The organism is Kitasatospora sp. NPDC048194 (genome assembly GCF_043202455.1).
GTDB lineage: Bacteria > Actinomycetota > Actinomycetes > Streptomycetales > Streptomycetaceae > Kitasatospora.
This window is the reverse complement of the sequence record NZ_JBIDAK010000011.1, coordinates 52,587-65,968: the sequence shown is the minus strand read 5'-3', so window position 1 is coordinate 65,968 and position 13,382 is coordinate 52,587. Positions and strand designations below refer to the sequence as shown.

General features: G+C 71.8%; 12 protein-coding genes. 11 read left to right on the top strand and 1 reads right to left on the bottom strand.

Annotated elements, in window-relative coordinates; translation table 11 throughout:
• The first annotated feature begins 30 nt into the window (after positions 1-30).
• From pdxS to ACGF07_RS15875, 11 genes are all read left to right on the top strand, one after another.
• Positions 31-942, top strand: a complete 912-nt coding sequence (pdxS, locus tag ACGF07_RS15925; protein WP_350736901.1) for a pyridoxal 5'-phosphate synthase lyase subunit PdxS — start codon at positions 31-33, stop codon at positions 940-942.
• A 114-nt stretch (positions 943-1,056) separates the two neighbouring features.
• Positions 1,057-1,674 carry a pyridoxal 5'-phosphate synthase glutaminase subunit PdxT gene (gene pdxT, locus ACGF07_RS15920; protein WP_350736898.1) on the top strand — a complete coding sequence of 206 codons (618 nt, stop codon included), beginning with the start codon at positions 1,057-1,059 and terminating at the stop codon, positions 1,672-1,674.
• A gap of 90 nt (positions 1,675-1,764) precedes the next feature.
• The gene (locus tag ACGF07_RS15915) at positions 1,765-2,523 is read left to right on the top strand and encodes a YebC/PmpR family DNA-binding transcriptional regulator (protein ID WP_350736896.1); all 759 of its coding nucleotides are present in this window, start codon (positions 1,765-1,767) and stop codon (positions 2,521-2,523) included.
• A 184-nt stretch (positions 2,524-2,707) separates the two neighbouring features.
• Positions 2,708-3,259 (top strand): crossover junction endodeoxyribonuclease RuvC, encoded by a 552-nt coding sequence (gene ruvC, locus ACGF07_RS15910; RefSeq protein ID WP_350736948.1) that lies wholly within the window; start codon positions 2,708-2,710, stop codon positions 3,257-3,259.
• Positions 3,256-3,867, top strand: a complete 612-nt coding sequence (gene ruvA / locus ACGF07_RS15905; RefSeq protein ID WP_392899074.1) for a Holliday junction branch migration protein RuvA — start codon at positions 3,256-3,258, stop codon at positions 3,865-3,867. The genes ruvC and ruvA overlap by 4 nt, the downstream gene beginning before the upstream one ends.
• Positions 3,868-3,940: 73 nt before the next feature.
• A complete protein-coding gene (ruvB, locus tag ACGF07_RS15900; RefSeq protein WP_392899072.1) occupies positions 3,941-5,026 on the top strand; it encodes a Holliday junction branch migration DNA helicase RuvB in 1,086 nt (361 codons plus the stop codon).
• A 260-nt stretch (positions 5,027-5,286) separates the two neighbouring features.
• Positions 5,287-5,694, top strand: coding sequence for a preprotein translocase subunit YajC (gene yajC, locus ACGF07_RS15895; RefSeq protein WP_350736887.1), 408 nt, complete (start codon positions 5,287-5,289; stop codon positions 5,692-5,694).
• Positions 5,695-5,840: 146 nt separating this feature from the next.
• Positions 5,841-7,682, top strand: a complete 1,842-nt coding sequence (gene secD / locus ACGF07_RS15890; protein WP_392899069.1) for a protein translocase subunit SecD — start codon at positions 5,841-5,843, stop codon at positions 7,680-7,682.
• Between the two features lie 4 nt (positions 7,683-7,686).
• Positions 7,687-8,784, top strand: a complete 1,098-nt coding sequence (gene secF / locus ACGF07_RS15885) for a protein translocase subunit SecF (protein ID WP_392899067.1) — start codon at positions 7,687-7,689, stop codon at positions 8,782-8,784.
• A gap of 25 nt (positions 8,785-8,809) precedes the next feature.
• Positions 8,810-9,361 carry an adenine phosphoribosyltransferase gene (locus ACGF07_RS15880; protein WP_392899064.1) on the top strand — a complete coding sequence of 184 codons (552 nt, stop codon included), beginning with the start codon at positions 8,810-8,812 and terminating at the stop codon, positions 9,359-9,361.
• Positions 9,362-9,468: 107 nt separating this feature from the next.
• Positions 9,469-11,982 carry a RelA/SpoT family protein gene (locus ACGF07_RS15875; protein WP_392899061.1) on the top strand — a complete coding sequence of 838 codons (2,514 nt, stop codon included), beginning with the start codon at positions 9,469-9,471 and terminating at the stop codon, positions 11,980-11,982.
• A 77-nt stretch (positions 11,983-12,059) separates the two neighbouring features.
• On the opposite strand, the gene ACGF07_RS15870 is transcribed toward ACGF07_RS15875, so the two are convergent.
• Positions 12,060-13,289 (bottom strand): DUF349 domain-containing protein, encoded by a 1,230-nt coding sequence (locus ACGF07_RS15870; protein ID WP_350736876.1) that lies wholly within the window; start codon positions 13,287-13,289, stop codon positions 12,060-12,062.
• Positions 13,290-13,382: the final 93 nt, after the last annotated feature.

Sequence of the window (13,382 nt, the reverse complement as noted above, 5' to 3'; positions counted from 1 at the left end):
GCACTGGTTCATTCTCGAGTGAGGTCTCACGTGTCCACCACCCCCACCACCGCAGACCAGCCGCAGATCGGTACCGCCCGGGTCAAGCGCGGTATGGCCGAGCAGCTCAAGGGCGGTGTGATCATGGACGTGGTCAACGCCGAGCAGGCGAAGATCGCCGAGGACGCCGGCGCGGTGGCCGTCATGGCCCTGGAGCGGGTTCCGGCCGACATCCGCAAGGACGGCGGCGTGGCCCGCATGTCGGACCCGAACATGATCGAGGAGATCATCGGCGCCGTCTCCATCCCGGTGATGGCCAAGTCCCGCATCGGCCACTTCGTCGAGGCCCAGGTCCTGCAGTCGCTCGGTGTCGACTACATCGACGAGTCCGAGGTGCTGACCCCGGCCGACGAGGTCAACCACTCCGACAAGTGGGCCTTCACCACCCCCTTCGTCTGCGGTGCCACCAACCTGGGCGAGGCCCTGCGCCGCATCGCCGAGGGCGCCGCCATGATCCGCTCGAAGGGTGAGGCCGGCACCGGCAACGTCGTCGAGGCCGTCCGCCACCTGCGCCAGATCAAGAACGAGATCGGCCACCTGCGCGCCCTCGACCACAATGAGCTGTACGCCGCCGCCAAGGAGCTGCGCGCCCCGTACGAGCTGGTCAAGGAGGTCGCCGAGCTGGGCAAGCTGCCGGTCGTGCTGTTCTCCGCCGGTGGCGTGGCCACCCCGGCCGACGCCGCGCTGATGCGCCAGCTCGGCGCCGAGGGCGTCTTCGTCGGCTCCGGCATCTTCAAGTCGGGCGACCCGGCCAAGCGCGCCGCCGCCATCGTGAAGGCCACCACCTTCTACGACGACCCGAAGATCATCGCGGACGCCTCCCGCAACCTCGGCGAGGCCATGGTCGGCATCAACTGCGACACCCTGCCGGAGACCGAGCGCTACGCCAACCGCGGCTGGTAGTCGCCCGCCGCCCGTAGACCGGCACCCCGGCACACCTGGCCCGCCGTCGCGCCCGAGCGCGCGGCGGGCCGTGCCGCGCATTCCCGTAGCAACGATCGATAGAGGTTGAAGACCGTGAGCACTCCAGTCATCGGCGTCCTCGCCCTCCAGGGCGACGTCCGCGAGCACCTGGTGGCGCTGGCCGAGGCCGACGCGCTCGCCCGTCCGGTGCGCCGTGCCGAGGAGCTGGCCGAGGTCGACGCGCTGGTGATCCCCGGCGGGGAGTCCACCACCATGTCCAAGCTGGCGCTGCTGTTCGGCGTGATGGACCCGGTGCGCGAGCGGGTCGCCGCCGGGATGCCGGTGTACGGCACCTGCGCGGGCATGATCATGCTGGCCGACAAGATCCTCGACGGCCGGGAGGACCAGGAGAGCGTCGGCGGCATCGACATGACGGTGCGCCGCAACGCCTTCGGGCGCCAGAACGAGTCCTTCGAGTCCGGGATCGCCTTCAAGGGCCTGGACGACGCGCCGGTGCACGGCGTCTTCATCCGCGCCCCCTGGGTCGAGGCGGTCGGCGCGGGCGTCGAGGTGCTGGCCGAGCTGCCCGCGGCGGACGGCCCGGAGAGCCGGATCGTGGCCGTGCGTCAGGGCAACCTGCTGGCCACCTCGTTCCACCCGGAGCTCACCGGCGACCACCGCGTGCACGCCTACTTCGTGCGGATGGTCGAGGAGCACCTGGCCGCCCGGTAGGGAGTCGGTGGCCGTGTGCGTCTTACCGGTGACGACACCGGTAAGATCTCATCTGTTTCATTTCCCTTTGGCGACGTAAAGGAGCTGGCGATGTCCGGCCACTCTAAGTGGGCTACCACCAAGCACAAGAAGGCCGTGATCGACGCCAAGCGCGGCAAGCTCTTCGCCAAGATGATCAAGAACATCGAGGTGGCGGCGCGCACCGGCGGTCCCGACCCGGCGGGCAACCCGACCCTCTACGACGCCATCCAGAAGGCGAAGAAGAGCTCCGTCCCGATCGACAACATCAACCGCGCCGTCAAGCGCGGTGGCGGTCTCGAGGCCGGCGGCGCCGACTACCAGACCATCATGTACGAGGGCTACGGCCCGAACGGCGTCGCCGTCCTGATCGAGTGCCTCACGGACAACCGCAACCGCGCCGCCTCCGACGTGCGCGTCGCGATGACCCGCAACGGCGGCTCGATGGCCGACCCGGGCTCGGTGTCGTACCTCTTCACCCGCAAGGGCGTCGTGATCGTGCCCAAGGCCGACGGCGTGGACGAGGACAAGCTGTTCGAGATCGTCCTCGACCAGGACCCGGAGGAGATCAACGACCTCGGCGACTCGTTCGAGATCATCTCCGAGGCCTCCAAGATGGTCGACGTGCGCAGCGCGCTGGTCGACGCCGGCATCGACTACGACTCGGCGGAGGCCAACTTCCTCCCCAGCATGCAGGTCGAGCTGGACGTGGACGGTGCCCGCAAGATCCTCAAGCTGATCGACGCGCTCGAGGACAGCGACGACGTGCAGAACGTCTTCGCCAACTTCGACATCCCCGACGAGGTCGGTGCGCAGCTCGACGCCGAGTGACGGCGCCGATCGACCGTTCTCACAGCCCGGCCCGGTGGTCCCAGGACCGCCGGGCCGGTGTCGTCGGCGGCGTCGCCGGACCCGGATGTCGGACCCGGGCGGTAGCCTGCGGAGGTCCTTCGCCGCGCACCGGATTTGGAGCGCCGGAGGCCGACGGCGGGTGAGCGGAGAGGCGGGGCGCGACGTGCGGGTGCTGGGTGTGGACCCGGGGCTGACCAGGTGCGGGGTCGGCGTGGTCGAGGGGGCGCCGGGCCGGCCGCTGCGGATGGCCGGGGTGGGCGTGGTGCGCACGCCCGCCGAGGCCGAGATCGGAGAGCGGCTGCTGCTGGTCGAGCAGGGGATCGAGGGCTGGCTGGACGAGCACCGGCCGGACCTCGTCGCGGTCGAGCGGGTCTTCGCCCAGCACAACGTGCGGACGGTGATGGGCACCGCCCAGGCCAGCGCGGTCGCGATGCTCTGCGCCACCCGGCGCGGCATCCCCGTCACCCTGCACACCCCGAGCGAGGTCAAGGCCGCCGTCACCGGCTCCGGCCGGGCGGACAAGGCGCAGGTCACGGCCATGGTCCAGCGGCTGCTGCGGCTGGACGCCCCGCCCAAGCCCGCCGACGCCGCCGACGCGCTGGCCCTGGCCATCTGCCACATCTGGCGCGGCGGGGCGACCAACCGCCTGGAGGCCGCCGTCCGGGCCGCCCGCTCGACCTCCCGCTCCACGCCCCTGAAAGGAACCTTCCGGTGATCGCCTTCGTGCAAGGCCCTGTGGCGGCCATCTCCTCCGGTGTCGCGGTGGTCGAGGTCGGCGGGGTCGGCATGGCCGTGCAGTGCACCCCGAACACCCTGGCCGGACTGCGGCTGGGCGAGCCGGCCCGGCTGGCCACCTCGCTCGTGGTCCGGGAGGACTCGCTGACCCTGTTCGGCTTCGCCGACGACGACGAGCGCGCGGTGTTCGAGATCCTCCAGGCCGCGCCGGGCGTCGGCCCCAAGCTGGCGCAGGCGATCCTCGGGGTGCACAGCCCCGACGCGCTGCGCGCCGCGGTCGCGGGCGGGGACGAGAAGGCGCTGGTCGCCGTGCCGGGCATCGGCAAGGCGAAGGCGGCCAAGCTGCTGCTGGAGTACAAGGACAAGCTGGGCGCCCCGCACGGCGCGGTGCCCGCGCAGAAGCCGGTCGCCGTCGGCCCGGCGCCGTGGAGCGAGCAGCTGCACTCCGCGCTGACCGGCCTCGGCTACGCCCCCCGCGAGGCGGACGAGGCGGTCGCGGCGGTCACCCCGGAGGCCGAGGCCCAGCAGACGCCGGACGTCGGGGCCCTGCTCCGGCTGGCGCTGCGCGGCCTCAACCGCGCCCGCTGAGCCACCGCCGATCCCCGACGCCCCCTGACGATCTGTCTGTTTGTCGACACCGCACACTTTGGAGCCCCCGAGGATGTACGACCCGGAACCTGCGGACCGGCTGGTGACGGCGGCCGCCGACGGCGAGGACCAGGCGGTGGAGGCGGCGCTGCGCCCCAAGCTGCTGGAGGAGTTCATCGGCCAGGAGCGGGTGCGCGAGCAGCTGTCCCTGGTGCTCCAGGCCGCCCGCAAGCGCGGCAGCGCACCCGACCACGTGCTGCTGAGCGGGCCGCCCGGACTCGGCAAGACCACCCTGTCCATGATCATCGCCGCTGAGCTGGGCGCCCCGATCCGGATCACCTCCGGCCCGGCGATCCAGCACGCGGGAGACCTCGCGGCGATCCTCTCCTCGCTCACCGAGGGCGAGGTGCTCTTCCTCGACGAGATCCACCGGATGTCCCGGCCGGCCGAGGAGATGCTCTACATGGCGATGGAGGACTTCCGGGTCGACGTGATCGTCGGCAAGGGGCCGGGCGCCACCGCCATCCCCCTGGAGCTGCCGCCCTTCACCCTGGTCGGCGCCACCACCCGGGCGGGGCTGCTGCCCCCGCCGCTGCGGGACCGCTTCGGCTTCACCGGGCACATGGAGTTCTACGCCCCGCACGAGCTGGAGCGGGTGGTGCACCGCTCGGCCGCCCTGCTGGACGTCGAGATGGACCCGGCCGGTGCCGCCGAGATCGCCGGGCGCTCGCGCGGCACCCCGCGCATCGCCAACCGGCTGCTGCGCCGGGTCCGCGACTACGCCCAGGTCCGGCACGACGGCGTGGTCACCGCCCGGATCGCCGCCCAGGCGCTGGACGTCTACGAGGTCGACGCCCGGGGACTGGACCGGCTGGACCGCGCCGTGCTGGGCGCGCTGCTGCGGCTGTTCGGCGGCGGTCCGGTGGGTCTGTCGACGCTCGCGGTCGCCGTGGGGGAGGAGGCCGAGACGGTCGAGGAGGTGGCCGAGCCCTTCCTGGTCCGCGAGGGCCTGCTCGCCCGCACCCCGCGCGGCCGGGTCGCCACCGCCGCCGCCTGGCAGCACCTCGGCCTGACCCCGCCGGTACGGACCCCGCCGGTCCAGACCGGTCGCGGCGGGCCGACGGCCCAGCCGGAGCTGTTCCCCGCGGACGGAAGTTGACCGGCCCGGGGCCGAACGGGTGAGAGGTGTCCACCGTTCCCGGGCCGGGGCGCCGCCGCACCGAGGGGAGGAGCCGCGGGAGAAAGTCGGGGAAACCGTGCAGACGGAGGGTCGCCACTTTCGGCGGCAGGATGCGATGCTTGGCGTTGTCCGATCAGTTCGGGGTCGCCTAGACTCCGCCGGACCGCCCCTCTCACCTGACGGGCCGACTCATACCACACAGGCCGCCGGGCGGCGGCCCGTAAAGGACCCTGGCTGCAGTGAACCTCATCATCCTTCTCCTCCCGATCATCGCGATCGTGCTCATGTTCCGGTCGCAGAAGAAGCGCCAGTCGCAGATGCAGCAGATGCAGACGGCGCTGGAGCCCGGGGCGGGGGTGCGCACCATCGGCGGCCTGTATGCCCAGGTGAAGGCGGTCAACGACGAGACCGTCGAGCTGGAGATCGCTCCCGGCGTGGTCACCCACTTCACCAAGAGCGCGGTCGCGGCCGTCCTGGACCCCCAGGAGTACGACGCGATCATCAACGGTCGCCCCGCCGATGACGAGCTGCCCGAGCCGGAGGCCGAGGACGCGGACGCCGCACCGGCCGAGGACAAGCCGCTGTCGCTCACCAAGGACAGCGCCGAGAAGGGCGATGCCGAGGGCGGGGCTCCCGCGAGCAAGTAAGTACGGCCGGGCAACCGCCAGGCCGCGCGGCACCGTGCCGCGAGCCCACAGGACCTCAGGGCCGCAGAACCGCCATGCCCCGTCCCGCCACGAGCCGGACGGGGGTCCGGTCGGGGATGTGGCATGGACAGGGAGAAACGAGCAAGGTGGCAACACCCAAGTCGCGCCCGCGCGACGGCTACCCAGGGCGGGCGCTGGCCCTCATCCTGGTCGTCACCGTCGGACTGGTCGCCCTCATGTTCGGGACGGGCAACACCAAGCCCCGGCTCGGAATCGACCTCGCCGGTGGCACCAGCATCACGCTGACCGCGAAGTCGACCGACCCCAAGGCGGTCAACAAGTCCAACATGGACATCGCCGTCGGGATCATCGAGCGCCGCGTCAACGGCATGGGTGTCTCCGAGGCGGAGGTCCAGACCCAGGGCGACAGCACGATCATCGTGAACATCCCCAAGGGCGGCGACCGGCAGAACGCGGCCGACCAGGTCGGCACCACCGCGAAGCTGTACTTCCGTCCGGTCCTGGCCGTGGCGCCGAGCGGCGTCACCCCGCCCGCGCCGACCGGGACGCCGTCCGCCGGCGCCTCCGGCACCCCGAGCGCCGCGCCGTCCGGCAGCGCCGCCCCGACCGCCTCGGCAGGTGCGAGCTCCTCCACCAGCCACGCCCCGACGGCCTCCCCGAGCGCCACCAAGCAGGGCCGTGCCGTCGGTGAGGCGCTGGCCGCCGAGGCCGCCAGCCCGTCGGCCGCCGCCACCGGGACGAGCACCGCCCCGTCCGCCACCGGCTCCGCGGCGCCCTCCGCCACCGGCACCCCGAGCGCCCCGGCCACCCCGCCGAGCGCCGCCGACCTGAGCGCCGCGATGACCCAGGGCACCGTCCCGCCGGAGCTGTCCGCCGCCTTCGCCGCCCTCGACTGCTCCAAGCCCGAGATGCGCACCGCCCAGACCAGCACCGAGGACAAGGCCATGGTGGCCTGCTCCCAGAAGGCCGAGAACGGCTACTACGAGAAGCTGGCCCTCGGCCCCGTCGCCGTGAAGGGCTCGGACGTCTCCAAGGCCCAGGCCAGCCTCGACACCCAGACCGGGGCCGGCTGGCAGGTCCAGCTGCAGTTCAACGGCGCCGGCACCGACGCCTTCTCCAAGGTCACCGGCCAGCTGGCCACCCAGACCCCGCCGACCAACCAGTTCGCCATCGTGCTGGACAACCAGGTCGTCTCGCACCCGCAGGTCAACGGCGCGATCCCGGGCGGCAGCGCGGTCATCACCGGCCGCTTCACCCAGGCCGAGGCGCAGGACCTCGCCAACGTGCTGAGCTACGGCGCCCTGCCGCTGGAGTTCGCCCAGAGCGACATCACCACCGTCTCCCCGGCGCTGGGCAGCGACCAGCTCGAGGCCGGCCTGATCGCCGGCGCGATCGGCATGCTGCTGGTGGTCGCCTACTCGCTGGTCTACTACCGCGGCCTCGGCCTGGTCTCGATCGCCGGTCTGATCGTCTCGGCGATCCTGACCTACTCGATCATGAGCCTGCTCGGCGGCGGGATCGGCTTCGCGCTGAACCTGCCGGCGGTCTGCGGCGCGATCGTCGCGATCGGCATCACCGCCGACTCCTTCATCGTGTACTTCGAGCGCATCCGCGACGAGGTCCGCGAGGGCGCCCCGCTGCGCCCGGCGGTCCAGCGGGCCTGGCCGCGCGCCCGCCGCACCATCCTGGTGTCGGACTTCGTGTCCTTCCTCTGTGCCGCGGTGCTCTACGTGGTCTCGGTCGGCAAGGTCCAGGGCTTCGCCTTCACCCTGGGGCTGACCACCGCGCTCGACGTCGTGGTGATCTTCCTCTTCACCAAGCCCCTGATCACGCTGCTGGCCCGGCGCAAGTTCTTCGCCGACGGCCACCCGTGGTCCGGCCTGGACCCGAAGCGGCTGGGCGCCCGCCCGCCGCTGCGCAGCAGCCGTCGTCGTAGCCCCTCCTCTGCCGCCGTGAAGGAGGCCTGACACCGTGTCGCGCTTCTCCAATCTGGGCCACCGGCTCTACCAGGGCGAGGTCAGCTTCGACTTCGTCGGGCGCCGCAAGCTCTGGTACTCGATCTCCGGTGCGATCGTGCTCATCGCGGCGATCGGCCTGGCCATGGGCCTGCACCTGGGCATCGAGTTCAAGGGCGGCTCGGTCTACACCGTGTCCAAGCCGGGCCTGACCGTCTCGCAGGCGCAGGAGAAGGCCGACCAGGTCGTCTCCTCGCACCCGCTGGTGCAGTCGACCGACAACGGCAAGATCCGCATCCAGGTCAGCACCGAGGAGACCAAGAGCGCCGACGAGGTCCGCTCGCAGCTCGCCGAGAAGGTCGGCGTGCCGCTGGACACCGTCGAGGCCCAGGTCATCGGCCCCAGCTGGGGCAAGCAGATCTCCCAGAAGGCCCTCACCGGCCTGATCATCTTCATGATCCTGGTGACGGCCTACCTGGCGATCGCCTTCGAGTGGCGGATGGCGGTGGCCGCCCTGGTCGCCCTGATCCACGACCTGCTGATCACCATCGGTGTGTACGCCCTAGTGGGCTTCGAGGTCACCCCCGGTACGGTGATCGGGTTCCTCACGATCCTCGGGTACTCGCTCTACGACACGGTCGTCGTCTTCGACACCGTGAAGGAGAACACCAAGGACATCACCAAGCAGAACAAGCTCACCTACAGCGAGGCGGCCAACGCGGGCCTCAACCAGACCCTGGTGCGTTCGCTCAACACCACCGTCGTGGCGCTCCTCCCGGTCGCGGCACTGCTGTTCATCGGCGGCGGCATCCTGGGCGCCGGCACCCTGAACGACATCTCGCTCGCGCTGTTCATCGGCCTCGCGGCCGGTGCCTACTCCTCGATCTGCGTCGCCACCCCGCTGCTGGCGCAGCTCAAGGAGGAGCAGCCGCAGCTGAAGGCCCTGCGCAAGCGGGTCCTGCAGCACCGGGCCGCGGCCGCCGCCAAGGCCGCCGAGGCCGCGGCGCCGTCGGACGAGGGTGCGGACGAGGACCAGCCCGCGGGTATGGTCGGTCAGCGCGGTCGGGCGGCCGGTGCCGCGCGGGCCAAGGGCCGTCCGTCCACCAAGCGCTGATTCCGACCACACCTAAGGACACACCGTGACCACCGCCGACACCGCCCTGGCCGAGCTGCTGAACAGCCGGATCCGGGACGTCCCGGACTACCCCAAGCCCGGCGTGCTGTTCAAGGACATCGCGCCGCTGCTCGCCGACGCCGAGGCGTTCGGCGCCCTGACCCGGGCGCTGGCCGGCCGGGCGGGGGAGCTCGGGGCGACCAAGGTGGTGGGCCTGGAGGCGCGCGGCTTCGTGCTGGCGGCTCCGGCGGCCTTCGCGGCCGGGCTGGGCTTCGTGCCGATCCGCAAGGCGGGCAAGCTGCCCGGCGAGGTGTTCCGGCGTTCGTACGAGCTGGAGTACGGCTCGGCGACGCTGGAGGTGCAGTGCGACGCCTTCGCGCCCGGTGAGAAGGTGCTGGTGGTGGACGACGTGCTGGCCACCGGCGGCACCATCGGCGCCTCGCTGGACCTGGTGAAGGAGGCCGGCGCCGAGCTGGTGGGCGTCGTGGTGCTGATGGAGCTGGGCTTCCTGGACGGCCGCGAGCGGCTGGCCGGGCACCTGGACGGCGCCCCGCTGGAGACGCTGGTCACGGTCTGAGGCGCGGCCTCGGGGACGAGTTCGAAGGACGGCGGTCGGATCATCCGACCGCCGTCTTCCGTTTCCGCGCCCGGCCGGATGAACACCGGGCCGCCCGGCTCGGTACCATGAAGATTCATCCCCTCCCGGTTGTGCCCCGGACGTCACGGGCCCGGCAGGGGTCGGCCCCGGTGCCCCGAGGAGTGTCCTTGCCCGACGAGGTTGTGCCCACGGCCGCAGCGGCCGCCCCCGACAACCGTCCCACGCCCTCGGGGGCCACCCCGGCACGCCCGGCGCCGACCTCCTCCCGCCAGACCGCCCCCGTCGGCCGCGGCTCCGGCACCGGTGGCGTGCGCGCCCGCCTGGCCCGTCTCGGCGGCCAGCGCTCCACCGTGCTCAACCCCGTCCTGGAGCCGCTGTTCCGCTCGATCCGGGCGAACGACCCCAAGGCCGACCCGGCGCTGCTGCGCGACATCGAGCGCGCCTACGCCGTCGCGGAGAAGTGGCACCGCGGGCAGAAGCGCAAGAGCGGCGACCCGTACATCACCCACCCGCTGGCCGTCGCCACCATCCTCGCCGAACTCGGCATGGACGCCCCGACCCTGATGGCGGGGCTGCTGCACGACACCGTCGAGGACACCGACTACGGCCTGGAGACCCTGCGCAAGGACTTCGGCGACTCGGTGGCCCTGCTCGTCGACGGCGTCACCAAGCTGGACCGGGTCAAGTTCGGCGAGGCCGCGCAGGCCGAGACCGTCCGCAAGATGGTCGTCGCGATGGCCAAGGACCCGCGCGTCCTGGTGATCAAGCTGGCCGACCGCCTGCACAACATGCGCACGATGCGCTACCTCAAGCGGGAGAAGCAGGAGAAGAAGGCCCGCGAGACGCTGGAGATCTACGCCCCGCTGGCGCACCGGCTGGGCATGAACACCATCAAGTGGGAGCTGGAGGACCTCGCCTTCGCGATCCTCTACCCCAAGATGTACGACGAGATCGTCCGGCTGGTCGCCGAGCGCGCCCCCAAGCGGGACGAGTACCTGGCGACCGTCATCGACCAGGTCCAGGCCGACCTGCGCGGCGCCCGGATCACCGCCTCCGTCACCGGCCGGCCGAAGCACTACTACTCGGTCTACCAGAAGATGATCGTCCGCGGCCGGGACTTCGCGGAGATCTACGACCTGGTGGGCATCCGGGTCCTGGTCGACACCGTCCGCGACTGCTACGCGGCGCTGGGCACCATCCACGCGCGGTGGAACCCGGTGCCGGGGCGGTTCAAGGACTACATCGCGATGCCCAAGTTCAACATGTACCAGTCGCTGCACACCACGGTGATCGGTCCCGGCGGCAAGCCCGTCGAACTCCAGATCCGCACCTTCGACATGCACCGGCGGGCCGAGTACGGCATCGCCGCGCACTGGAAGTACAAGCAGCGGGCCGTCGCCGGGGCCTCCAAGGTCCGCACCGACACCCCGACCCAGGTCCGCAAGGACGACAAGGCCGGCGCCGTCAACGAGATGGCCTGGCTGCGGCAGCTGCTGGACTGGCAGAAGGAGACCGCCGACCCGGGCGAGTTCCTGGAGTCGCTCCGCTTCGACCTGGCCAGCAACGAGGTCTTCGTCTTCACCCCCAAGGGCGACGTGATAGCCCTGCCCGCCGGGGCGACCCCGGTCGACTTCGCCTTCGCCGTCCACACCGAGGTCGGCTACCGGACGATAGGGGCCCGGGTCAACGGCCGCCTGGTGCCGCTGGAGTCGACCCTGGAGAACGGCGACACCGTCGAGGTGTTCACCTCCAAGGCGGAGAACGCCGGCCCCTCCCGGGACTGGCTGGGCTTCGTCAAGTCTCCGCGCGCCCGCAACAAGATCCGCGCCTGGTTCTCCAAGGAGCGCCGCGAGGAGGCGATCGAGCACGGCAAGGAGGCGATCGTCCGGGCGATGCGCAAGCAGGGCCTGCCGATCCAGCGGATCCTGACCGGAGACTCGCTGGTCACCCTGGCCCACGAGATGCGCTACCCCGACATCTCCTCGCTCTACGCCGCGATCGGCGAGGGCCACGTCGCCGCGCAGAACATCGTCCAGAAGCTGGTCCAGGCGCTCGGCGGCGAGGAGGGCGCGACCGAGGACCTGGCCGAGACGGCGACCCCGACCCACGACACCCGCCGGGCGGCCCGCCGCCGGGCCAAGGGCGATCCGGGCGTGATCGTCAAGGGCGTTGAGGACGTCTGGGTGAAGCTCTCCCGCTGCTGCACCCCGGTGCCGGGAGACCCGATCGTCGGCTTCGTCACCCGCGGCAACGGCGTCTCGGTGCACCGCGCCGACTGCGTCAACGTCGAGTCACTCAGCCAGCAGCCCGAGCGGATGATCGACGTCGAGTGGGCCGCCACCCAGTCCTCGGTCTTCCTGGTGGCGATCCAGGTCGAGGCGCTGGACCGCTCCCGGCTGCTCTCGGACGTCACCCGGGTGCTGTCCGACCAGCACGTCAACATCCTCTCGGCGGCCGTCCAGACCTCCCGGGACCGGGTGGCGATGAGCCGCTTCACCTTCGAGATGGGCGACCCGAAGCACCTGGGCCACGTCCTCAAGGCGGTGCGCGGGGTCGAGGGCGTGTACGACGTCTACCGCGTCACCTCCGCCCGGAAGTAGCACCGGGACGAGCGGACACGCGAAGGGGCCCCGGGTGCTCGACCCGGGGCCCCTTCGGCGTTCCTACGGCTGACGGATCAGCCGCTGAACTCCTCCTGGCTCTTGTGCGCCTGCTCCAGCAGGGTCCGCACGCCCGCCAGCTCGGACTCCAGCTTGGCGGCCCTGGAGCTGTTGCCCGCCGCGCGGGCCTTGTCCAGGTCGGCCTGGAGCTTGTCGGCCTTCGCCTGGAACAGGCCCACCATGCCGGCCGCACGGGCCTTGGCCTCCGGGTTGGAGCGCTTCCACTCGGCCTCCTCGGCCTCGCGGATCGCCCGCTCCACCGCGTTCAGCCGGCCGTCCAGCTTCGGACGGACGTCGCGCGGCACGTGCCCGATCGCCTCCCAGCGCTCGTTGACATCGCGCAGCGCGGCCTTGGCGGCCTTCAGGTCGGTGATCGGCAGGATCGCCTCGGCCTCGGCCGCCAGCGCCTCCTTGAGCTTCTGGTTGGCCACCTGCTCGGCGTCCCGCTCGCTGAACACCGCCGAACGGGCCTGGAAGAAGACGTCCTGAGCGCCGCGGAACCGCGCCCACAGCTCGTCCTCGACGTCGCGTTGCGCCCGGCCGGCGGCCTTCCAGCGCGCCATCAGGTCGCGGTAGGCGGCGGCGGTGGTGCCCCAGTCGGTGGACGAGGACAGCGCCTCGGCCTCGGCGACCAGCGCCTCCTTGGTCTGCCGGGCCTGCTCGCGCTCGGCGTCCAGGGTGGCGAAGTGCGCCTTGCGGTGCTTGGAGAAGACCGAGCGGGCGTGCGAGAAGCGGTGCCACAGCTCGTCGTCGCTCTTGCGGTCCAGCCGGGGCAGGCCCTTCCAGGTCTCCACCAGGGCGCGCAGCCGGTCCCCGGCCTCCCGCCACTGGGTCGACTCGGCGAGCTGCTCGGCCTCCGAGACCAGGGCCTCCTTGGCGGCGCGGGTCTCGTCCTGGGCCTTGGCGCGAGCGGCCTTGCGCTGCTCGCGCCGGCTCTCGATCTCACCGGCGAGCGTGTCCAGCCGCTTGGCCAGCGCGTCCAGGTCACCCACCGCGTGCCCCTCGGTCACCTGCGCGCGGAGGTGCTCCAGCGCGGTCTGGGCGTCCTTGGCCGCCAGGTCGGTGGTGCGCACCCGCTTCTCCAGCAGGCCGATCTCCACCTCGATGCCCTGGTACTTGCGCTCGAAGTAGGCGAGGGCCTCCTCGGGCGAGCCGGCCTGCCAGGAACCCACGGCCCGTTCGCCGTCGGCCGTCCTGACGTACACCGTGCCCTGCTCGTCCACACGGCCCCACGGGTCGCTGCTCATAGCGCGTCCTCCACATGACGTCGCGCCCGCGCCGGGGCGGCGCGCGTCCGTCGTCCACAGTTGATGTGCGGCGGACCGATGAGTCCGCCGTCC

Coding starts and splice junctions, on each gene's coding strand:
- ACGF07_RS15915 (WP_350736896.1), top strand. CDS start 1,765: ATGTCCGGCCACTCTAAGTGGGCTACCACCAAGCACAAGAAGGCCGTG.
- ruvB (WP_392899072.1), top strand. CDS start 3,941: ATGTACGACCCGGAACCTGCGGACCGGCTGGTGACGGCGGCCGCCGAC.
- ACGF07_RS15875 (WP_392899061.1), top strand. CDS start 9,469: ATGAAGATTCATCCCCTCCCGGTTGTGCCCCGGACGTCACGGGCCCGG.
- ACGF07_RS15870 (WP_350736876.1), bottom strand. CDS start 13,289: ATGAGCAGCGACCCGTGGGGCCGTGTGGACGAGCAGGGCACGGTGTAC.